The following is a 22,308-nucleotide window of genomic DNA, read 5'->3' on the forward strand; positions in this document are numbered from 1 at the left end:
AGCACTTGCCACATAGGGCAAGTGCTTTTTTGTTATTCGTCTTCTTTGCGAGAAGTAGAATTTGACTGAGTATTTGAGCTTTGAGAATTGGCTTTCTCGTCGTCTTTCTTTTTATCTTTATTGGCATCGCTCTGTGAGTTGCTGTTTCCATTTGTACTGTCTGAGCCATCACTTGAACCACCATTGCCCTTTTCGGTATTTCCGCCTTGATCTTTTTTATCATCAGGCTTCTGTTCATCAGTGCCACCTTGGTTTTGATTATCATCTGTTTGATCTGTCTGCTCATCATCAGGTTGCTGTGGCTCTTCTTCTTCTTTGTTCTCATCATCTGCTTTTTCTTCCTCTTCTTCGTCATCTTTAATGGTGAGGAAGGTAGAAGCCGCTTTACTTGTGACATCGTCTACAGTCGCTGTCACTTGGAATTTATAGGTGGATCCTGGCTTCACATCAGAGATGACGGCTTCTTTAGAAGAGCTGTTTTGAATGTCTTTATAGCCGCCATCATCGACCGCTTGCTTTACATTAAATGTTGCATCTGCATCGTCATCATAACCCCAAGTGAGTGTAATCGATTTTTTCTCTTCATCATACACCGCTTTTAAGTCAGATGGTTTGTCAGCTTCTTTCTTTTCATATGTGTCAGAAACTTTTGTTGGGACAGTTCCTTTGACGAAGTATTCCGTTGTCTTCTTATCACTTGGTGTGTTTGGTCCAGCTAACTTCGCTGGATCTGATCCTTTTTCAACCGTTGCTTCAACGACACTGTCTGGCTTTTCAAATGAGCCGCTTCCATCATCAATTTGAGAAATTAATTTCTGGAAGACCACTTTGGCAACACGTTGTTCATAATCCGTGAGCCACATTTTGCCGTCCGCATCTTTTGAGTTGCCAATTCCGGTCCACACAGCTGCTGTGTATTGCGGCGTGTAACCGACAAACCAAGAATCTTTCGCCCCGCCAGAAGGGATGTTGTATTTATTAATATCATCTTGTGTAAAGTTGGTTGTACCTGTTTTACCAGCTACTTGAACATTCGGTACTTGTGCGAGTGTACCTGTTCCAGATTGTACAGCAGTTTTCAGCATATCTGTGATCATAAATGCAGTGTAATCACTCATGGCTGCTTTAGAGTCTGGAGTTAAGTCAAGCTTCGTCCCGTCATTAAATTCAACAGATGTTACGGCATGCGGTTCATTATAGTATCCGTTGTTACCGAATGCACTAAATGCACCAGCCATTTTAAGTGAAGAGACACCTTCGTCAAATCCGCCGATTGAGTAAGACTCAGGAATGTCAGAAGGTAAATCCAGACCTAAGTTATTGGCGAATTGAACAGCATTATCTGTACCAGCTTCTTGGAAAGCTTTTAAAGCAGGGATGTTTCGTGATTGTGCCAAAGCGCTTCTCATCGACATTTTCCCTAAGTGTCTTCTGTCAAAGTTGTTAATTGGTGTACCGTTAGAGTACGTATAAGGCGCATCATCAATTTGCTGATATGTTGACCATTTTTTGTTTTCAATTACAGGACCGTAATCTAAAATTGGTTTGATTGTAGATCCCGGCTGGCGTTTTGCATCAGTGGCATAGTTAAAGCCGCCGGCTGGTACATCACGACCACCGCCAATGGCACGAATTTCACCATTTTTTGTATCTAGCAGGGTGACTCCAGCTTGCATACCTTTCGTAAATCCGGCTGAATCCCCATTGATGATGTCATCCAGATGATCCTGTGCTTTTCGATCAAGAGAAGTATAGATTTTTAATCCATCTGTTGATACATCTACTTTGGCTTTTTTCTGTACTTCTTCCATGACTTCTTCAATATAAGCAGAGTACTTACTTGAGTTTTGACTCTTATATTTATCAGCTGAAACAACTGTTTTGCTGACAGGTGTTGCTTTTGCTTCCTCATAATCTTTTTCTGAAATATAGCCTTGTTTTTTCATTAGGCCTAAAACGATATTACGACGTTTTTCCGCTGCCTCTGGATGTTTCACTGGGTTATAGGCAGAAGGACTTTGCGGCATACCTGCAAGTGTGGCAGCCTGTGCAACAGTTAGTTTATTTAAATCTGTCACTCCGAAAAATTGTTCAGCCGCTTTCCCAACACCATAAGCATAAGGAGAGAAGAAAATACGGTTTAAATACATTTCTAAAATTTCATCTTTAGAGTATTTTTGCTCAAGCTGAATCGAGAGCCACACTTCCTGTACTTTACGTTTTAACGTCTTTTGATTGTTAAGCAGGGAGTTCTTCACAACCTGCTGTGTAATCGTACTTCCACCTTCTGCTCCAAAACCGTCCTCGACGTTTGCGACAAGAGCACCGCCAATACGGATAGGATCAATCCCGTGGTGTTTATAAAAACGTGCATCTTCAGTGGCAATAAACGCGTCTTTTACCACGTCGGGTATATCTTTAATCGAGACATACGTTCTTTTTTCCGCCCCGACTTCTGCAAAGACTTTTTTGTCTTTATCGTAAAGTTTTGAAGAATACGGCGTTTTTAGCTTGCTATCATCAATAGAAGGAGCGCTTGATGCAAAAACGGCAAAAGTTGTGATTCCGGCTACTAAACAAAGAAGACCGATCACGAGTAAAGATAAAAATATTTTTTTAAATAGACCTGCTTTCTTTTTGCCTTTTTTGTTCTTTTGCTTCTTATTGTTTTCTTGACTTGCTTTACGTCGCTGTTCACGACTTGTAAATTGATCAGACATCACATCTCAACCTTTCGTGTTAAACCTTTTTCGAACGTAAATGATGCTTGCTTTCATCCGAAAAATGAAGTGTCTCCACTACTTTAATATAATCAATTCTTGGCGAATATCCAAGTGTCATGAGGTGGCCTGCTTCCATTAATTCATCTTTGCTAATGGATTTACGGCCGTTTTGCTGCTGCCGCTCCCAAAAGAAGAAGAGGTCAGAAGCGGACAAATAATAAACGGAACCAAATGCGGATATAATAACAAAACAAATACCGCCTTGCTTTTCAACCTGTTTCATATGCTCAATTTGATGGTCGTGGAAATTTTTGAGCGGAAACGAGGTGGTGCTTTTGGTTTCCTTTGCTTCAAAATCGATATAGCGCCCTTTGTATACCCCGTTGTAGTCTGTTGTGGAGGATTGTTTAAAATAGGCTTCTTTAATGACAGCAGCGCTTCTTTTTGGATAATCCACATTGACAATTTGAACAGGGGTAGGCTTTTTATGAATGACTGCAATCCCGTTGACCAAATAGTACTGGTTCGTTTCATTTAAGTCAGCTTCAAGCGTCATCCCACGGTTACTATAAGATGATTCGCCGCTGATTCTTTTTTTTGTCCCAATTTGTTGAATGGGCTGATACGATTTTCCGTTAGGATACCGAATCATCAAGTTTCAGCCTCCTTTTAATGCATTTTGTATTGGAGAGATCACCATGTTGTCACAACAAGAGCACATGATTACCCAGCATATTTTACATGAAACGAAAGCGAAAAATAAGGACAACCTGACAAGGACAAATGCGTACAAGCGCTTTTATGACCGTCATCCAGAGATGAAATGGTCTCTGCTTGCTTCTTTTGTCTCGAGAAATGCTGGATGGTCCATGACAGATTTAAAAGGCGAGCTCTTCCATCCGGGTTTAACGGATCAGCAAGGGCATCTGTTCTTTACAGCGTATGAAAGAGCGAATTGGCTGATCTTTTCAGATGCTTACCCGCAGCTTCTCTTGTATGAATGGTCAAAAAGGTGCCGCAAACCTTTATTTCATCTGCTACCCCATTTCGGTGTGTCTCGTTTTATGAGCGCTGAGTGGGAACGATTTTGGCAAAAGCGTGACATAGAGCGATTGCTGCATGCACTCATCATAAATGAACAATATACTATACAATCTCCTATTATACAAAATCCTCTACTGAAAAAGAATGTTTTTCACTCGATTCAATATCTTTTCAGCGAGTGGGCACATTTTCAAACTGTCGTTTTTCCGACAGTAGACGGGCATTTGTACGGCTTAACCATACGAAAGTTTTCCCAAGTAAAAGAGCGCATTACGTTAGGGAAAAAACTAGCAAAACTATTGTTTCGAGCCGATTTGTTTTCGGATTTTTATCACTTTTTGCATACCGTGCCGCATACGGGATCTCGATTTGATTTTGAACCGTTTTTAGGAATTGCGCGAAGGTCAAGCCCTTTCCTCAGAACAGTGTATCCAGTCATGACACATTCATTAGACGATCAAAGGGAAGATTGGTTTCAAAAGAAATTGAGTCCATCCTTGTTTGAAGCAGAGCGTTTACCAAAACAAATTGAGCTGACCGACTGGTATTTTCATAAAAAAAGGCAGCTTCGTTTTCTTTTCTCATTAGAACACTATTTTTTGCATAAATAAAAAGCAGGGGGTACCTGCTTTTTTTACGTGGATGGACGGTTAGGGCCGCCGAGCTTTTTATCAAGCTGATCTGTACTGTTTTCTTTCCCTTTTGTTTTTTGCTCTTTTGGTGCTTGCTGCTTTTTCATGACATCTACCTCCTTTGTCCTTAGAATTTACACAATCGGACGCGATCATACAAAGAAGGACAAGCACGTGTCGAAATGGAAGAAATTGCGCTTATCTTCACTTAGATTGGCGATTTAGTTCTAGTTTTGTCATGTATGAAGGAGGGAGTAAAAGAAAAGAGAATGTAACGAGAGATGATAAAGGAGGAATCTGATGATGAGCGAATTTGTATCAAAAGAATCCATTATGCAATTGTTAGAGGAAATTGAGCGAAAGATTGATGCGGTGGAAGAAGAACTGTCTTTAGCTGTCAAAAAAACAAAAAACGCTGCCGTAGAGGAGCAAGAACAAATCATTGACCGTCTTGAATCTGAAGTGAAGGAATGTGAATTGAAAATTCATGCAGCAGAGTATAAGCTGCAGGCAAGACCCGCATATCACGCCGGATAGCTTTTCTATTTGAGCAATAAGTAAACGTTTGATAGGATGGTTCATAGAGGTGAACACTTTGGATAATCAAACATTACTTAAACATACACAAGACTTGATCACGTGGATCGAAGAAGCATACGAGCAGTACCTAAAGGGAAAGGCAGAAGAGGAATACCCAGATTATGATTTTTACAACGATATTCAGCCGGCCGTTGTCAAATTTGATCAGCAAATGGAAGAGTGGCTTACTGCTGCTACCTCATTTATTCATCAGGCCAAACCTAGATACTTACATCAAGAACAGCTTGAAGCCGTCCAAGAAAATGGAAAAGAGGTTGTGCTGCAATCTTATTTTGGCAAACAGCATGCACCTCGTGTGAAAAATTTAGTTGAGTCAGTGATTTATACACTGAACCTTTTAATAGAAGAAATCAACAAACGCAGCTGATGAAACAGCCTGCGTTTTTCTTATGGCTGCTGTAGGCACATCTTCTGCTTCCTGAACATAATATATCATTGACTTCAATATGTTTTCAGAGCGAGAGGAGCGAGATACGTGTTCCCTTATTCAAACCAGCCATCTTATGAAATGAATCAATTTCAGCAACGGCCTTTTCCGTATCCAGATATGCAGCAGCCTCCGCAGCCTCCAGAATATTTCATGCCCCCATATCAAGGTGAAATGAACCAGCCGCCGTCTGCAGGCTATCAGCCGCCTTTTGGATATCAGGAAACCTTCCAGCCTTATCAGCCGCAGCCTGAAGCAATGAATCAGCCGCAAATGCAGCCGCCGGGCATGATGCCTATGCAACAGCCTATGAATCCTTATCCTTTGCCAAGGCCGCAAAAACAGCAATCATCTCAATTTAAAAGTGTGCTGTCACAATTTAAAAAAACGAATGGGCAATACGATTTTAATAAAATGTTTGATACTGCTGGACAAATGATGAGTACAATGAATCAAGTGGGCTCATTGGCGAAAGGATTTACTAGTATTTTTAAAGCATAGCAAAACCCAATAGATATACATCTATTGGGTTGTTTGTTTTGGCGCAGTCACACGAAGTGATTGATCTTTCCAAACGCTCTTCATATTGGTTTCATCTATTTTTGCAGGCATTAAAATGGTTTTGGTAAAGCTCGAATAGGAGGAAGTCGTGTCTGTTTTGATTTTTTCCTGTACCGATAAGTGTAAATATTGCGCTTTCACTTCTAGTGCGATATCACCTTCGACAAAATGGTCTGGAAATCGAATCTCAATGTATACATATTGATCATCTTCTGTCACATCGGTTGTAATGGATGCAAGTGAATGGCTCGTGGTCATCAGCGCCTCTGCACTATTTAAAATGTCGTGAAACGGCGATGATGCAAAAAATTGTTCAATCGCTTCATATAAAATGTCTTCATTTGCTAACAACTCGTGTTTCTTTTCACTTTCATGTTTCATTTGAATCACCTCTCATCTACAGCCTATGCAAAAGGGGCTCAGGCGGTTATCAATTGATGAGAGGAAAAAATTATGATTAAATAGTGTTGAATGAAGCAAGGTGTATGGGCGTGAAGGTTTATACGCTGAATAGATCTAGAAGCAAAGCTTGAAGGGAGCAAATGAACATTGCTGAAAAAATTATTCGGTTTCGGAAAAAACCAAGATGATGTAAAGGAAGAAGTCATTTATTCTCCAGTTGATGGAGAGTTAATGGATATGACCGATGTACCAGATCCCGTTTTTTCTCAAAAGATGATGGGAGACGGCGTAGCTGTAAAACCAAAAAACGGCACCATTGTGTCACCAGTAGATGGTGAAATTATTCAACTCTTCCATACAAAACATGCAATTGGGATTCGAACACTCTCGGGGCTTGAGCTTCTGATTCATATCGGACTTGAAACGGTTGGATTAAATGGTGAAGGCTTTGAAGCACACATAAAAGAAGGGGATAAAGTGAAAGCAGGTGATCCTCTCATTACGTGTGATTTAGCGCTGATTGAAGAAAAAGCGGCAAGCACAGTGACACCAATTGTCATCATGAATGGTGATTTAGTAGAACATCTTGACAAAGAACCTAAGGGCTCTGTAGAAAAGCAGACGTCCAAGCTTTTTACAGTGAAAATGAAATAATCCAAAAAAAACTACCCTGAGTTGATAGGGTAGTTTTTTGATTGAGGACATTAATCCTCCATTGGAACCCAGCCTTTACTTGCTTCCATAACAGTCCATAAACCCTCTGGAATCATGTACTTGTCTTTTTGACTGCGTTTAATGACGGTTTCAATCTCGTTTTCTCTGCCTTCTTTAATCTTTACTGCCCAATCGGGATCAACAATGACTTCTCTTGCAACAGCGATGAGTGGAATCCCTTGATTGTATGCATTCAGTGCATCCTCAGCTGTAATGACGCTGCCGACGCCGATGAGTGGAAGCGTGTCACCACAGCGCTCTTTTAATAACTCCATCCGCGTCTTACTTGTATCAGCACCACGTCTTGCTTTAGCGTCAATCTCCATTAAAGAAATATGCAAGTAATCAAGGTTTTTTGTCTTAAGTACGTCCACTAAAGTAAATGTTTCTGTCATGGTTAAACCAGGTGTTTCTGGTTCTTCAGGTGATAATCGATACCCAAAGATAAATGGTTTTGTTACATGCTCTTTGATTGCTTCTTTCACTGCATCTACTACTGCAATTGGAAATGCGAGACGCTTTTCTTCGCTTCCGCCCCATTGATCTGTACGCTGATTACTATGCGGGGAGTAGAATTGCTGTAATAAATATCCGTTCGCTCCATGGATTTCGATCCCATCAAATCCCGCTTGGATTGCGCGCCTTGCTGCTTCTTTAAATGAGTCGATGATGTGAGGAATTTCTTCTTCTGTCAAAGCTCTCGCAATTTGTTTTCCATCTTTAAATACATCACTTGGCGCAACGACATCACCGTTTGGGACTAAATGAGGGAGAGCCTGAGAGCCGCCATGATGAATTTGCATAATGGCTTTTGTTCCTTTCGCTTGAATCGCAGAAGCAAGCTTTTGAAGGCCAGGTATATCTTCATCCCTTGCAATAGAAGGCTGTCCTTCAAACGCCTTACCATCTGGCGTCACGTTTGCGCATGCGGTGATGACCATGCCCATTTCACTTGATCTAGCGGTAATAAAATCAATTTCTTCCTTTGAGATCGTGCCATCCTCATGAGAACCGAAGTGTGTCATTGGTGCAACGACTAAACGGCCATCAATAGAGGCACCCCCCGGGAATGTAAAAGGTTCAAATAAAGGCTTAAATTCGTTTTTCAATCTGATCATCTTCTTCCTTGATAAAATCATTTCACTATAGAAGTGTAATAGATATTGTTACAACACATCAAAATATTTGCTCACAAGCGGCGCATCAAAAAATTGCCGCCTAGTCATGCAAACAAATATTCGGTACACTAGAATGAGAGGTGGATACCAGATGAAGAAGAAAACAATGAACGAACTCATAGAAGATTTAAAAAAAGACGAACAGGTCGAGCATTGGCATGAAATTGAAGCGAAGCCTGCACTGACTTCTCCAATTCCTGAAAGAGTAAATGACAGGCTCAAAGTGGCGCTTGAAAAAAGAGGTGTGAGCGAACTATACATTCATCAAAAGGAAGCCTTTGAACGTGTGATGGATGGTGAGAATGTGGTGACTGTGACACCTACAGCTTCAGGTAAAACGCTTTGCTACAATCTGCCAGTTCTTCAGTCGATCGCAGAAGATCAGACAAGCCGCTCCCTCTATTTATTTCCAACAAAAGCACTCGCGCAAGATCAAAAAAGTGAATTAAACGAAATCATTCATCAGATGGATGTTCCAATTCACAGTGAAACCTATGACGGGGACACCTCCCCAGCGATTCGCCAGCGCGTCAGACAGGCAGGACATATTGTCATTACAAATCCAGATATGCTGCACTCAGCGATTTTGCCTCACCATACGAAATGGGTCAGTTTATTTGAGAACTTAAAGTATATTGTCATTGATGAGCTTCATACATATCGAGGCGTGTTTGGCAGTCATGTTGCCAATGTCATTCGCAGACTAAAGCGAATTTGTGCATTTTATGGAAGTGACCCGACCTTTATTTGTACTTCAGCGACCATTGCGAATCCAAAAGAGCTTGCAGAGCAGCTGACCGGAAGCAAGGTGCATCTCATTGAACGAAACGGAGCGCCTAGCGGTAAAAAGAATTTTGTCTTTTACAACCCGCCAGTCGTCAATAAGCCATTAAATATTAGACAAAGTGCGGCCACTGTTGTGAATCAGCTCGCTAAAACATTTTTAAAAGAAAAAATTCAAACGATTGTTTTTGCTAGAAGTAGGGTAAGAGTTGAAGTTATCCTAAGTCATATTCAAGAACTAGTGAAAAAAGAAATTGGTCCTAAATCGATCCGTGGTTACCGCGGGGGCTATTTGCCGAAAGAGCGGCGCATGATTGAAAAAGGCTTAAGGGAAGGAGACATTCTCGGTGTAGTCAGCACAAACGCACTAGAATTAGGAGTAGATATTGGACAGCTAAAAGTCTGTATCATGACCGGATATCCTGGCAGTGTAGCGAGTACGTGGCAGCAGGCTGGACGAGCTGGAAGGCGTCATGAGGAAGCACTCATTATCATGGTCGCAAGCTCATCGCCACTTGACCAATATATTGTCAGACACCCTGAATACTTCTTTAACAGACCACCTGAATCGGCAAGAATCAATCCTGAGAACCTTATCATCCTAGTCGATCATCTAAAATGTGCGTCCTACGAGCTACCGTTTCGAGAAGATGAACAGTTTGGCAGTATGGAAGTAGAAGAAATTTTGCAATACTTACATGAAGAAGGGGTTCTTCATTTCAGCGGGAACCGTTATTATTGGTCAGATCAATCGTTCCCGGCTCATGGCATCAGTCTGAGATCTGCAAGTCAGGAAAATGTCGTCATTGTCGATCAATCCGATGTAGCGAACGTTCGAATTATTGGAGAGATGGATCGATTCAGTGCGATGACCTTACTTCATGATGAAGCGATTTATTTACATGAAGGGGTTCAGTATCAAGTGGAAAAGCTAGATTATGAGCATCTTAAGGCTTATGTGAAACAAGTCGATGTAGAATATTATACTGATGCGAATTTAGCAGTTCAGCTCAAGGTGCTTGAAATTGATCAAACAACAGAGAAAGAGGCGGTATCTGTTCACTACGGTGATGTGACCGTCAATGCAATGCCGACCATTTTCAAAAAAATTCGATTATCAACCGGGGAAAATATCGGTTCCGGCCCGATTCACTTACCTGAAGAAGAGATTCATACGAGTGCTGCTTGGTTTGAATTACATGAAGCAGAGCGGACATTTGAAGAAAAAACACTTGAACAGCTCTTGCTCGGTATTGCCAATGTTCTTCAGCATATTGTTCCGGCGTTTGTCATGTGTGACCGTTCAGACATTCATGTCATTTCTCAAATAAAGGCAGCCCATACCGGGAAACCGACCGTATTTTTATATGATCATTACCCAGGTGGAATCGGTTTAAGTAAAGAGGTGCAGGCTCGCTTTGATGAAATTGCTCGTGCAGCCACTCAGCTGATTGAGCGATGCAGCTGCGAGAACGGCTGTCCATCTTGTATTGGCATGGAAATGAAAGAGATCGATGGAAAAAGCAGGATCATTCAATTGATGGCAGGATTTTAAGGGAAGGTGGAATAGACGTACCCATGTCATTAAAAGGAAAATTAAACAGAATGAAAAAACACCTGTCGCACAATCAGTCAGATGAAAAGCGTGGGGCAGTAAAAGAGGGACAAACGCACACTGTGACGGCTGAAACCATTCCATTTCTAAAAGAGTGGGGGGAATTAGGTGCAGCTCCTTACTACTTTGAAGACTCTTTCTGCCTCATTCGGGAAGTGACCTATCCACTTGACCATCAGCATGGGCGATATTCATTTGCAGAACTGCCGGAGATGGTGAGTGCATGGAACAAAAGTGAGATTCAGCATTCTCTTTCTGCAAAAGGCTACAAGCCTCACGAGCTATTTTTCTTCGATACAGAAACAACAGGACTATCTGGCGGAACGGGAAATATGATTTTTCTACTTGGGCATGCGAGAGTTTATTCAGATAAAGTGGTGGTAAAACAACATTTGCTCACGAATCCAGGAAATGAAGCGGCACTTTACAATAGCTTTCTTAGTGAGGTGGATGTCGAATCACTCGTGACATATAATGGAAAATCATTTGACTTGCCTCAAGTCAAAACGAGGCATACATTATTACGCGATCAAATACCTGCTCTACCTGAATTTGGTCATTTTGACCTTCTGCATGGGTCAAGGAGATTGTGGAAACATAAATATGAGCGTATGGCTCTTTCGGTCGTAGAAAAAGAGGAACTGCACGTCAATCGAGAGGGAGATACACCGGGGTTCCTCGCACCAATGATTTATTTTCACTTTTTAAAGGAACAAAACCCGAAGCTGATTGAAGGAATTTTGACTCACAATGAACTTGATGTCTTATCGTTAATCAGTCTCTACATTCATTTGTCTAAAAAAATCTTATCCAAAGATGCGGTGAAGGAAGACGATGAGAAATATGCATTAGCTAAGTGGCATCTTGCTCACCGTGATGTGCAGGAAGCAACAAAGCACCTGCAAGAATTAACGGGAGCAGCGTTTGAGCATGCGGATCAAGCAGCTTATGATCTATCATTACAGTACAAGCGATTAAAACAATGGGATGAAGCGGCATGTATATGGAGGCGTCTATTTGAATCAAGTGATGTTCATTTAAGATTAAAAGCGGGTGTAGAGCTAGCAAAGTATGAAGAACACCGTCAAAAAGATCCAAAAGCAGCCCTTTCCATTACCCAAACATTGTTATCACAATCGTCTTTAAGTGAACGAGACATTGTGGAACTTGACAAGCGAGAAAAGCGGCTCTTAAGAAAAGCTGGGCAATGAAATTATTGCCTGGGAAAGCGCAAAAAATGACAACGTTCGGCTCTCGGCCGAAAATAAAAATTGTTTAGCACTTTTATTGTAGAAAAGTCACGAATCCTGTAAAATAACGTTAGATATTGAATGAGGAGCGTAGAGCATGTATAAGGGTCTTTTCTACTTGTTTTTTCTTGTTGTCATATTGGTCGCGTTTGTGTTTTCAAACTATAAAGATGTTTTTCTTGCAAACTTTTAAAATAGGTTAATGCATTAGTACATGTACACCTCTTGATTCATACATTGTTAATGTAAGAAAATCAAGGAGAGGGGAATGCTACATGTACCATCATCATCATTGCAATCCAAATGTTACACAGCCAATTGTACATCCAACGACTCACTGCTGTACGCACAGTGAGTCAACTACAATTGTGCCGCACATCCACCCGCAGCATGTAACAAATGTTCATCACCAAAATTTCCAACATGTTCACTACTTCCCGCATACGTTTTCTCAGGTGGACCCGGCAACACATCAACACTTTAACTGCGGTGGACCTTGCTGTAACAGATAAAGTGAAATGGGACTTTTATAAGTCCCTTTTTTTAAAAGCAGGTGAAAAAATGAAAATTATTGCTGTCACAGGGTACAAGCCATTTGAGCTTGGGATCTTCAAACAAGACGAGCCTGCACTTCAATACATAAAAGCGGAACTTCGGAAAAGGCTGACGGCACTCATTGAAGACGGGCTGGAATGGGTGCTCATTTCAGGTCAGTTAGGGGCAGAAATATGGACAGCTGAAGTGGTCTTTGAGCTTCAAGAGAAGTTTCCAGATTTAAAACTTGCTGTCATTACACCATTTTATGAACAGGAAGAGCGCTGGAATGAACAAAATAAAGAGCTGTATGAAGGCGTTCTTGCACAAGCTGATTTTGTAGAAAGTGTCACGCATAGACCGTATGAAAGTCCGGCACAATTTAAACAAAAGAACCGCTTTTTTATTGAAAAAACGGACGGCCTTCTCGTCTTATATGATCCCGAGCACGAAGGCTCGCCAAAATATATGATCAAAGAAGCTGACACCTATACCGACTACCCAATTATGTATATCACAATGGATGATTTAAGAGCACAGGTTGAGGCGGAAGATCCGTTTTTTGACTAAAAGCAAGAGAAAATTTGACAACGTCACGTATTTCTGAAAAAATATACTATGAATTCACGATATGAGGTGAAAAAGATGCTTGCTGATAAAGTTAAGCTTTCTGCGAAAGAAATTTTAGAAAAAGAATTTAAAACAGGTGTCCGAGGGTATAAACAAGAAGAAGTCGATAAATTTCTAGATATGGTCATTAAAGACTATGAGACATTCCATCAAGAAATTGAAAAACTCCAACAAGAAAACCTTCACTTGTCAAAACAGCTTGAAGAAGCGGTTGAGCAAGGGAAAAGACAGCCTGCACAGTCCAATACAACAAACTTTGATATTTTAAAAAGACTATCTAATCTTGAGAAACACGTTTTCGGCAGCAAACTTTATGATTGAGTAATACCAAAAAAGCTTGTGTCAGATGACATTGTCGTTTATAATAACGCATGTTGATTAACGTTCGGGTAATCGCTGTAATGCTTTGACATTGCAGAGGAAAGTCCATGCTCGCACGGTGCTGAGATGCCCGTAGTGTTCGTGCCTGGCGAAAAAATAAGCCAGGGCAGCCTGGGAAAGGCTGACGGCAGGAAAAATGCCTACGTCCTTTTAGGATAGGGCAAAGTATCCTTGAAAGTGCCACAGTGACGAAGTCTCACTAGAAATGGTGAGAGTGGAACGCGGTAAACCCCTCGAGCGAGAAACCCAAACTTGGTAGGGGAACTTTCTCAAAGGAACCAAACGGAGAGAAGGACAGAGAATTCTGTAGATAGATGATTACCACCTGAGTACGAGGCTTTTGCCGTTTGCAGTACGATGGAACAAAACATGGCTTACAGAACGTTATATCCGTTATCATAAACATGATGAAATCAAAGCTCTCCTATTTCTACATATGGAGAGCTTTTATCTTGATTACAGAATAGAACGAGAAAACAGGTGATAAACAAATGAAAACCTATACACTCATCGCAACAGCGCCAATGGGAATTGAAGCGATTGTTGCAAAAGAAGTAAGAGACCTCGGGTATGAGTGCACCGTAGATAACGGAAAAGTTATTTTTCAAGGAGATGCGCTTGCCATCTGCCGTGCGAATCTATGGCTGCGTACAGCAGACCGAATCAAGGTCCAAGTTGCTGAATTTTCGGCCAGGACATTTGATGAGCTTTTTGAACAGACTAAAGCCATTGACTGGGCCGCATTTTTACCGAAAAATAGCACATTTCCCGTCATTGGTAAATCTGTTAAATCTCAGCTTGCCAGTGTGCCGGATTGTCAGCGCATCGTCAAAAAGGCTATTGCGCAAAAACTTAGATCATCTTACAACATACAGTCTGAATGGCTAGAAGAGACAGGCCCTGAATACAAAATCGAGGTAGCGCTTTTAAAAGATAAAGTATTGCTGACGCTCGATACGTCAGGTGTGGGTCTTCATAAACGTGGATACCGTGCAGATCAAGGGGGCGCGCCGATTAAAGAAACCCTTGCAGCGGCGCTTGTCTTATTAACGAACTGGACACCTGACCGTCCGTTTGTCGATCCTTTTTGCGGATCAGGAACAATTGCTATTGAAGCAGCGATGATTGGACAAAACATTGCCCCTGGATTTAACCGTGAGTTCGCATCTGAATCATGGGAATGGATCGGTGAGGACGTTTGGAACAAAGCACGCCTTGAAGTAGAAGAAAAGGCGAACTATGATCAGCCGCTTCACATTATCGCGAGCGATATCGATCATCGTATGGTAGAGATTGCGAAACTGAACGCAGAAGAAGCTGGACTTAGTGAACTGATTCAATTTAAGCAAATGCAAGTGAAGGACTTTCAAACAAAAGAAGAGTATGGTGTAATTGTCGGAAATCCGCCTTACGGTGAACGTCTCAGCGATAAGCCAGCTGTGGAAAAAATGTATCAAGGCATGGGCGAAGCATTGAAAAACCTAGATACGTGGTCCATTTACATTTTAACGTCACATGAAAAATTCGAAGAGTGTTTCGGAAGAAAAGCGACGAAAAAGAGAAAACTGTTTAATGGATTTATTAAAACAGACTATTATCAATACTGGGGAAAACGCCGACCTAGAAGAGAAACAACTGAATCGTAACAAATGTCCACACCACGAGAAGGTGTGGATTTTTTATGCTAAAAAGGTATAAGTCTTGACGGGACGGAATAAACTGAACTTGATTTTAAAAAAAGAGGTGTCTTCATGATTCATTATGATCAATTTCAGTTAATTCAAAAAGCACTCGCTTCAACAGCCCGAGAAATAGAAGGGATTGAAACAGGACAATCTGCTAAACTTACGGCAGCCATCGAGAACTTAGCAATGGCTCAAAACTACATAGACCATTCAGAGCACGCATTTTTAATGAAGGAAAGCTACCAGCATCGCCTGCGCTCTTAAAAAAAGATTGTCATACCCCAGCATAAATGGTACTATTGAATGTCTGAATGATTCAAAAGTTGGGGGTTGAAGCAGGTGACAGCGTCTCGTTTGCCTTTTTCATTAACAAAAGAACATAATTTTTACGAAGAACTGGGCAACTGGATTGGTGATGTGTTTTATGACATTTTGCCAGAAAAGGGCTTTGATCTTCGAGATGAACAAATATTCATGGCTTTTCAGTTAGAAAGAGCCTTTAAAGAAAAAAGTGTGATGTTTGCCGAAGCTGGGGTAGGCACAGGCAAAACAATCGTTTACCTTTTATTTGCGGTCACATATGCAAGATATACAGGGAAACCTGCGATCATTGCATGTGCAGATGAAACGTTAATTGAACAGCTGGTCAAACAAGAAGGTGATATCTATAAAATTGCCAATCACCTTGATATTCAAATAGATGCGAGATTAAGTAAATCGCATGATCAATATTTATGCTTAAAGAAACTAGAGAAAACGATGCAACGTGAAGATGATGAGAAGTGGCTCGACATTTATGAATCGCTTCCTTCATTTGTTCATGAATCTCATGGGATGCAGACATTTTATCCGTATGGTGATCGAAAAGAGTATCCAGAATTAACAAATGATGAGTGGTCAAGAATTGGCTATGACTCTTTTCAGGACTGCTTAACGTGCGACATGCGGCACCGCTGTGGCTTGAATTTATCAAGAGACCATTACCGAAAAGCAACAGACCTCATCATTTGTTCTCATGACTTTTACATGGAGCATGTATGGACAAAGGAGTCACGTAAACGTGAAGGACAGCTGCCGCTCCTTCCTGAGCATAGCTCTGTTGTATTTGATGAAGGACATCTTCTTGAATTTGCAGCACAAAAAGCGCTAACATACCGAGTGAAACAATCAACACTTGAGACGTTTTTGGAGCGTCTTTTGCAAAATGATATTCGTGAAGAGTTTGCAGAGCTTGTTGAAGATGCACTTGCAACAAACGATCAATTCTTTTACCTCTTAAAAACGAATGCCAAAGAAATCAAAGGATCACACCGCCTTGAAATTGGTCGTGTAGATGAGGTGAAGCGTTCAGCAAGTGAATTATGTGATTTGCTTGAGAAGATTGGAGAAGCGCTCGTATTTGAATCAGAGATGTACACAATTGATCAATATGAATTGTCTGTTGTGGAAGAGTACATTGAACAGATGGCGTATTCTCTGTCGCTTTATCAGAAAAATGCCATTAGCTGGCTGGAGAAGCAGGAATTAGATACAACCTTTGTCGTCATGCCAAAAACGGTAGCAGAAGTGCTCGGTGAAAAGGTATTTTCGCAAAAAATCCCTTATATTTTCTCGTCTGCAACATTGTCTGAAAACAAATCATTTGATTATTTAGCTGAAAGCCTTGGGATCAAAGATTACTTATCTATGAGTGTGGCTTCGCCGTATGATTATGAGGAGCAAATGCAAATGTATTTCCACGGAATTCATCAGCCAATGACAGAGTCAGATGTAAAAGGTCAGCACGTGCTATCTCAGGTAAAAGAAAATGGCGGTCGATCTCTTATTTTATTCCCTTCATTTGATGAACTGCATGTATTTAGAAAGCAGCTCGATGCATCAAATGAACCACTGCCTTTCCATGTGTATTTTGAAGGAGACGAGGAGATCAGTACCATTGTTCAAAAGTTCCAAGCAGATGAAACATCTGTGTTATGTTCCGTTCACTTGTGGGAAGGGCTGGATATTCCAGGACATTCTTTAACAAATGTGGTCATTTGGGGACTTCCATATCCACCGCATGACCCAGTATTTGAAGCAAAACGGAATGAAGCGAAAGATGCATTTACTGAAGTGGACCTTCCGTACATGCTGCTTCGTCTAAGGCAGGGCATTGGGAGACTGATTCGGACAAGCCAAGATGCTGGCAGCATTCATATTTACTTTGGCAGTCAGAAAGATATTGAGCTACAAAGTAAAATTGAATCCGTTCTTCCAGTAAAGCCAGTGATCTCTTAATGATAGAAAACCATTCAATAAAAGGAGGATACGATCAGCGTATCCTCCTTTTTCATTGACAAAAGAACATTTATTGAAGTAGCCTTGAAACGTACATACATATTTTATTGATTGGGGGAACGAACGCATGAGTCTTGAATCAAAAGAGAAAGCGTTTTATCAATTACTAGGAAAAATCGCCCATTATACAGAGGCGCTTCATTTACTTTATTGGGACTCTCGAACACAAGCGCCTAAAAAAAGTGCTGATTTCAGAGCAGAAACCATCGGTCAATTATCCAGCGATATCTTTAATATGAAGACTTCTGATGAAATGAGAGATCTTCTTGATGCATTAAATAAAGAGAAAGAAAAGCTGTCAAAAGACACGCAGAAGGCACTCGAATTATCGCAAAAAGAATATGATGAAAACAGTAAAATTCCAAAAGAAGAATTTAAAGAATACTCCATTCTACAATCAAAAGCAGAACATGTTTGGGTAGAAGCAAGGGAGAAATCAGATTTTTCACTCTTTGCACCCTATTTAAAACAACTGATTGATTTTAACAAGCGTTTCATCCAGTATTGGGGCGTGAAAAAAACACCATATGATGTGCTGCTCAATAATTATGAGCCGGATATGACGGTTGAACAACTCGATCAAAAATTCGGTGCACTTCGAGACGCCATCGTTCCTCTCGTGAAAAAAATTGAAGCTTCGCCAAATAAACCGGATACTTCGTTTTTATCGAAAAGCTTCCCGATCGACAAACAAAAAGAGCTGAGTCTCTTTTTCTTAAAAGAGTTAGGGTATGACTTTGACGCAGGACGACTTGATACAACGGTTCATCCTTTTGCTGTGACATTAAGCAGAGGGGATGTACGTGTGACGACGCGTTATGATGAGCACGATTTTCGCATGGCGATCTTTGGCACCATTCACGAATGCGGCCACGCCATTTATGAACAAAATATTGATGAGGCACTGAGCGGAACGCTCTTATGTGACGGCACATCAATGGGTATTCATGAATCACAGTCTCTTTTCTTTGAGAACTTTATCGGCAGACATGAAGATTTCTGGAAAACGTATTATCAAAAGCTGCAAGAGGCATCTCCTGAACAATTTAAAGATGTCACTTTAGAAGAATTTGTGCATGCGGTGAATGAATCGAAGCCGACTTACATTCGAATTGAAGCAGATGAACTCACGTATCCGCTTCACATTATTATTCGCTATGAAATTGAAAAGGCCATTTTCAATGAAGAAGTAGCCGTTGAAGACTTGCCAGCGTTATGGAATGAAAAATATAAAGCATATCTTGGCATTACGCCGCCTAACGATGCGCTTGGTATTTTGCAGGATGTTCACTGGTCAGATGGTAGTTTTGGTTATTTCCCTTCATATGCACTTGGTTATATGTATGCGGCGCAATTAAAGCAGCAAATGATCAAAGATTTACCGAATTTTGATGAACTGATTCAAAACGGGTCTTTTGCACCGATAAAAGAATGGCTAACTGAACATGTCCATCAGCATGGAAAACGGAAAAAGCCATCTGAAATCATTCAAGACGCAACTGGTGAAGAATTAAATGTTCAATACTTAATTGATTATTTAACAGATAAGTACACGAAACTATATTTATCATAAATGAAAGGCACCCTTTAATCAAAAGGGTGCTTTTTTGCTGGTTGAATATTCTAAAAACGAACGTTTAAAGCTTAATGATTATTTAAGTTCGGTATTTTTCTAGAAAAGTGCTTTCCAAGCGTCTGAAATCTTGTTATAATTTGAACACTATGAAACACTCATATAATCGCGTGATGAAGGCACGCAAGTTTCTACCGGACACCGATACCGTCCGACTATGAGTGAGCAAAATGAAACAGCTTTTGTATGAGCTGAAGATCCCGTGGATCGTTTTCGCATTGCTTGCTCCTTAATGGACAGCAATGCTTTTTTTATGCAAAAAAATGAAAGTTGCTAATATGCTGGGAGGAAGAATGATGGAATTGTTACGTCAAAAGATCGAGAACGAAGGAATCGTTCTGTCAAATCAAGTGCTAAAGGTAGATGCTTTTTTAAATCATCAAATTGACCCTGTGTTAATGCATGAGATCGGTCAAGAGTTTGCTAGATTATTTAAGCATGATGGAATTACTAAAATTATCACGATCGAATCTTCTGGTATTGCACCTGCTGTCATGGCTGGACTTGCCCTTCATGTGCCAGTTGTTTTTGCCAGAAAGCGGCAATCACTGACTTTAACGGATAACCTTTTGACAGCAAGTGTGTATTCTTTTACCAAAAAAGTAGAAAGTACGATCGCTGTCTCTAACACGCACCTTAGTGAGGATGATTGTGTGTTAATTATCGACGACTTTTTAGCAAATGGAGAAGCCGCTAAGGGACTAGCTGCAATCGCAAAGCAAGCGAAAGCAAAAGTAGCTGGTTTTGGAATTGTTATCGAGAAATCATTCCAGCCTGGAAGAAAAGAGCTTGTGCAAATGGGCTATAGAGTCGAGTCACTCGCACGTATCGAATCGCTCGAGGAAGGAAAAGTCACGTTTGTACGCGAGGTACAATCATGAGTGCCGCTAAAAAAGCCAAAACCCTTTCGCTAGGGATACAGCATGTACTGGCGATGTATGCAGGTGCGGTTCTTGTCCCGCTCATTGTTGGAGATGCGCTTGGGCTCACGCCAGCCCAGCTGACGTACTTAATTTCGGCAGATATTTTCATGTGCGGTGCCGCCACACTGCTTCAAGTATGGAAAAACCGCTTTTTTGGCATCGGTTTGCCTGTTGTACTAGGCTGTACATTTACTGCGGTATCTCCTATGATTGCGATTGGCTCTAAATATGGAATTTCGTCTATATATGGAAGTATTATCGCGGCAGGGTGTATTGTCATTGCTCTTTCATTTTTCTTTGGGAAGCTTGTGAAATTCTTCCCGCCCGTTGTCACAGGTTCCGTCGTCACGATCATTGGAATTACCTTAATTCCGGTCGCCATGAACAATATGGCAGGTGGTGAAGGAAGTGCAGACTATGGTTCTTTTGAGAATCTTGGACTTGCTTTTCTTGTATTGTTTATCATTGTCCTTCTCTATCGATTTACAAAGGGATTCATGAAAGCCATTGCCATCTTAATCGGCATTCTACTTGGGACAGCAGTTGCTGCTTTCTTAGGGAAGGTGGAGACAGCAGAAGTGGCGAATGCTCAAGTTTTCCGCATCATTGAGCCTTTTTACTTTGGGTTGCCTACTTTTGAATTTGCACCAATCATGACAATGACATTAGTTGCCATTGTGTCATTAGTCGAATCAACGGGTGTATACTTTGCGCTCGGAGATTTAACGAATCGTTCATTAAAAGAGAAGGATTTAGCAAAGGGATATCGTGCAGAGGGAATTGCCGTCTTATTAGGCGGTATCTTCAACGCTTTTCCATACACAGCCTACTCCCAAAACGTTGGATTGATCCAATTAACAGGTGTGAAGAAAAATCAGGTCATTGTGGTGACAGGTGTATTATTAATGGTATTTGGCCTTTTTCCTAAAATCGCGGCATTTACAACGATTATTCCAAAATCCGTTCTAGGCGGTGCAATGGTCGCCATGTTTGGCATGGTCATTGCGTACGGGATTAAAATGCTCTCACGCGTCGATTTTGCCAAACAGGAAAACTTGCTCATTGTCGCATGCTCAGTTGGCATCGGGCTCGGAGTAACGGTTGTGCCGCAAATGTTTGAGCATTTGCCAGAATCGATTAAATTGTTAACAAGTAACGGAATTGTCGCCGGAAGCTTTACCGCTATTTTGCTTCATATTATTTATCACATGATTCCTTTTAAAAAAGAAACAGAGCAGGAGCTAATGGAAGAACCTAAGCAATCTGTTATGTAATCACTTCTCTTTGGAGAGCTGAAAGCCCGCATCCTTTGGATACGGGCTTGTTGTGATTAGTGCTATTAATGTTGTACCGGAGGCATTGTTTCGTTAATGACTGCAAATGTATAGCCCCTTGCTTTTAGTTGTGTAATCAGGCTATCTAAATAGTTCGTGGTAGAGGGTTGATCATGCATTAAAATCACTTTTGGTTCCCATGGTTTATTTTTCTCAAACATTTGCAGTTGATTCAATACCTCTTGAACATATTGTGAGTTTTTATATCTCCAGTCAAGGCTATCAATCGTCCAATCCCAGTAAATGAAGCCATATTGGTTTAAGCGTACTTTTTGATCATATGTTAAATTTGGAACACTGCCATAAGGTGTTCTCACAAGACGGGTGTAAACGCCTGTAACAGAAGCAAGAATGAGCTGAGCTTCTCTCATTTCATTTGCGGGAGACTCACTGTTCTGATAAAAGCGGTTTATATCATGCGTCATGCCATGAAGCCCTAATTGATGTCCTTCTTGATAAAGTCTTTTCACAGCTGCTTGGTGAGCTTGGATTTGCGGTCCAAGCATGAAGAATGTCGCCTTCACTTGATGTGCTTTTAAGACATTTAACAGCTGATTTGATGTAGCAGAAGGACCATCATCAAATGTTAAAAAGACCGTTTGATTCGTTGTCTGTTGGTTTGGATTGGTCTTAAATTGTTGATCCAATGTTCTTGCAGAATGATCTTTTGCTTTCAGACTGATACTTGTGTCTCGGAAGTCACTGCTAGTAACAATTTTTGCTTGCCCATTTGTCGCCTGCAAATGGGGTTTAGACATATCCCAGATAAAAAAGAGAAACAGTGTAAGAAGCACTAAACCAATTATCTTTGAGAGAAATATCGTGTTGTAGGGTGTTTGTTTTTTGGACACCTTTTTCATGACAATCACTCCAGTCAATTAAATTTTGTGCCGAATCATGTAGTAGATTCTATCTTTTTTCA

The 22,308-nt window shown here is 40.9% G+C and carries 22 protein-coding genes, 1 other RNA gene and 1 riboswitch; of the genes, 17 read left to right on the forward strand and 6 right to left on the reverse strand.

Annotated features, from left to right (window positions below; all coding sequences use genetic code 11):
• Window positions 1–32: 32 nt before the first annotated feature.
• Window positions 33–2,720, reverse strand: coding sequence for a PBP1A family penicillin-binding protein (locus ACSBQP_RS02635; protein ID WP_435028165.1), 2,688 nt, complete (start codon window positions 2,718–2,720; stop codon window positions 33–35).
• A gap of 19 nt (window positions 2,721–2,739) precedes the next feature.
• Window positions 2,740–3,375, reverse strand: coding sequence for a Holliday junction resolvase RecU (gene recU, locus ACSBQP_RS02640; protein WP_035391682.1), 636 nt, complete (start codon window positions 3,373–3,375; stop codon window positions 2,740–2,742).
• A gap of 46 nt (window positions 3,376–3,421) precedes the next feature.
• Between recU and ACSBQP_RS02645 the strand changes: the two genes are divergently transcribed.
• Window positions 3,422–4,378: a DUF2515 domain-containing protein gene (locus ACSBQP_RS02645; RefSeq protein WP_435028166.1), complete on the forward strand. Its 957-nt coding sequence runs from the start codon at window positions 3,422–3,424 to the stop codon at window positions 4,376–4,378.
• Between the two features lie 23 nt (window positions 4,379–4,401).
• Here ACSBQP_RS02645 and sspM read toward each other — a convergent pair whose 3' ends face one another.
• Window positions 4,402–4,506: an acid-soluble spore protein SspM gene (gene sspM, locus ACSBQP_RS02650; protein WP_017359731.1), complete on the reverse strand. Its 105-nt coding sequence runs from the start codon at window positions 4,504–4,506 to the stop codon at window positions 4,402–4,404.
• Window positions 4,507–4,702: 196 nt separating this feature from the next.
• Here sspM and ACSBQP_RS02655 point away from each other — a divergent pair, with 196 nt between their 5' ends.
• From ACSBQP_RS02655 to ACSBQP_RS02665, 3 genes are all read left to right on the forward strand, one after another.
• Window positions 4,703–4,936 (forward strand): DUF5446 family protein, encoded by a 234-nt coding sequence (locus ACSBQP_RS02655; protein ID WP_224558417.1) that lies wholly within the window; start codon window positions 4,703–4,705, stop codon window positions 4,934–4,936.
• A gap of 49 nt (window positions 4,937–4,985) precedes the next feature.
• Window positions 4,986–5,366: a YppE family protein gene (locus tag ACSBQP_RS02660; protein ID WP_414834338.1), complete on the forward strand. Its 381-nt coding sequence runs from the start codon at window positions 4,986–4,988 to the stop codon at window positions 5,364–5,366.
• A gap of 108 nt (window positions 5,367–5,474) precedes the next feature.
• Window positions 5,475–5,927 (forward strand): YppG family protein, encoded by a 453-nt coding sequence (locus ACSBQP_RS02665; RefSeq protein WP_435028167.1) that lies wholly within the window; start codon window positions 5,475–5,477, stop codon window positions 5,925–5,927.
• Window positions 5,928–5,948: 21 nt separating this feature from the next.
• Here ACSBQP_RS02665 and ACSBQP_RS02670 read toward each other — a convergent pair whose 3' ends face one another.
• On the reverse strand, window positions 5,949–6,368 hold the full coding sequence (locus ACSBQP_RS02670; protein ID WP_007500867.1) for an Hsp20/alpha crystallin family protein: 420 nt from the start codon (window positions 6,366–6,368) through the stop codon (window positions 5,949–5,951).
• A 168-nt stretch (window positions 6,369–6,536) separates the two neighbouring features.
• On the opposite strand from ACSBQP_RS02670, the gene ACSBQP_RS02675 reads away from it, so the two are divergent.
• The gene (locus tag ACSBQP_RS02675; protein WP_008344623.1) at window positions 6,537–7,043 is read left to right on the forward strand and encodes a PTS sugar transporter subunit IIA; all 507 of its coding nucleotides are present in this window, start codon (window positions 6,537–6,539) and stop codon (window positions 7,041–7,043) included.
• 50 nt (window positions 7,044–7,093) lie between these two features.
• On the opposite strand, the gene ACSBQP_RS02680 is transcribed toward ACSBQP_RS02675, so the two are convergent.
• Window positions 7,094–8,212 carry an NADH-dependent flavin oxidoreductase gene (locus ACSBQP_RS02680; RefSeq protein ID WP_024718533.1) on the reverse strand — a complete coding sequence of 373 codons (1,119 nt, stop codon included), beginning with the start codon at window positions 8,210–8,212 and terminating at the stop codon, window positions 7,094–7,096.
• A 160-nt stretch (window positions 8,213–8,372) separates the two neighbouring features.
• Between ACSBQP_RS02680 and ACSBQP_RS02685 the strand changes: the two genes are divergently transcribed.
• From ACSBQP_RS02685 to pbuX, 12 genes are all read left to right on the forward strand, one after another.
• Window positions 8,373–10,619: a DEAD/DEAH box helicase gene (locus tag ACSBQP_RS02685; RefSeq protein ID WP_435028168.1), complete on the forward strand. Its 2,247-nt coding sequence runs from the start codon at window positions 8,373–8,375 to the stop codon at window positions 10,617–10,619.
• Between the two features lie 23 nt (window positions 10,620–10,642).
• Window positions 10,643–11,890, forward strand: coding sequence for a ribonuclease H-like domain-containing protein (locus ACSBQP_RS02690; protein WP_435028169.1), 1,248 nt, complete (start codon window positions 10,643–10,645; stop codon window positions 11,888–11,890).
• 314 nt (window positions 11,891–12,204) lie between these two features.
• Window positions 12,205–12,441 carry a spore coat protein CotD gene (gene cotD, locus ACSBQP_RS02695; RefSeq protein WP_081105428.1) on the forward strand — a complete coding sequence of 79 codons (237 nt, stop codon included), beginning with the start codon at window positions 12,205–12,207 and terminating at the stop codon, window positions 12,439–12,441.
• 49 nt (window positions 12,442–12,490) lie between these two features.
• Window positions 12,491–13,033 carry a DUF1273 domain-containing protein gene (locus ACSBQP_RS02700; protein ID WP_435028170.1) on the forward strand — a complete coding sequence of 181 codons (543 nt, stop codon included), beginning with the start codon at window positions 12,491–12,493 and terminating at the stop codon, window positions 13,031–13,033.
• 75 nt (window positions 13,034–13,108) lie between these two features.
• A complete protein-coding gene (gene gpsB / locus ACSBQP_RS02705; protein WP_008344631.1) occupies window positions 13,109–13,414 on the forward strand; it encodes a cell division regulator GpsB in 306 nt (101 codons plus the stop codon).
• A 60-nt stretch (window positions 13,415–13,474) separates the two neighbouring features.
• Window positions 13,475–13,856: RNase P RNA component class B (rnpB, locus tag ACSBQP_RS02710), an RNA gene on the forward strand.
• A gap of 109 nt (window positions 13,857–13,965) precedes the next feature.
• Window positions 13,966–15,120 (forward strand): THUMP domain-containing class I SAM-dependent RNA methyltransferase, encoded by a 1,155-nt coding sequence (locus ACSBQP_RS02715; protein WP_017359722.1) that lies wholly within the window; start codon window positions 13,966–13,968, stop codon window positions 15,118–15,120.
• Between the two features lie 105 nt (window positions 15,121–15,225).
• Complete coding sequence (locus ACSBQP_RS02720; protein ID WP_017359721.1) at window positions 15,226–15,423, forward strand: hypothetical protein; 198 nt, start codon at window positions 15,226–15,228, stop codon at window positions 15,421–15,423.
• Between the two features lie 75 nt (window positions 15,424–15,498).
• Window positions 15,499–17,436 carry an ATP-dependent DNA helicase gene (locus ACSBQP_RS02725; RefSeq protein WP_435028171.1) on the forward strand — a complete coding sequence of 646 codons (1,938 nt, stop codon included), beginning with the start codon at window positions 15,499–15,501 and terminating at the stop codon, window positions 17,434–17,436.
• A gap of 127 nt (window positions 17,437–17,563) precedes the next feature.
• The gene (locus ACSBQP_RS02730) at window positions 17,564–19,069 is read left to right on the forward strand and encodes a carboxypeptidase M32 (RefSeq protein ID WP_058214038.1); all 1,506 of its coding nucleotides are present in this window, start codon (window positions 17,564–17,566) and stop codon (window positions 19,067–19,069) included.
• Window positions 19,070–19,207: 138 nt separating this feature from the next.
• A riboswitch (purine riboswitch) is annotated at window positions 19,208–19,307 on the forward strand.
• Window positions 19,308–19,425: 118 nt separating this feature from the next.
• Entirely contained in the window at window positions 19,426–20,010 is a 585-nt protein-coding gene (gene xpt / locus ACSBQP_RS02735; RefSeq protein WP_008346333.1) for a xanthine phosphoribosyltransferase, read from the forward strand.
• Window positions 20,007–21,326, forward strand: a complete 1,320-nt coding sequence (pbuX, locus tag ACSBQP_RS02740) for a xanthine permease PbuX (protein WP_007500846.1) — start codon at window positions 20,007–20,009, stop codon at window positions 21,324–21,326. Before xpt ends, pbuX begins: the two co-directional genes overlap by 4 nt.
• A gap of 65 nt (window positions 21,327–21,391) precedes the next feature.
• Here the strand turns inward: pbuX and ACSBQP_RS02745 are convergent, their stop codons facing one another.
• A complete protein-coding gene (locus ACSBQP_RS02745) occupies window positions 21,392–22,246 on the reverse strand; it encodes a polysaccharide deacetylase family protein (protein WP_435028172.1) in 855 nt (284 codons plus the stop codon).
• Between the last annotated feature and the right edge of the window lie 62 nt (window positions 22,247–22,308).

It is taken from the genome of Bacillus sp. G402 (assembly GCF_051172515.1).
Classification (GTDB): Bacteria; Bacillota; Bacilli; order Bacillales; family Bacillaceae; genus Bacillus; species Bacillus altitudinis.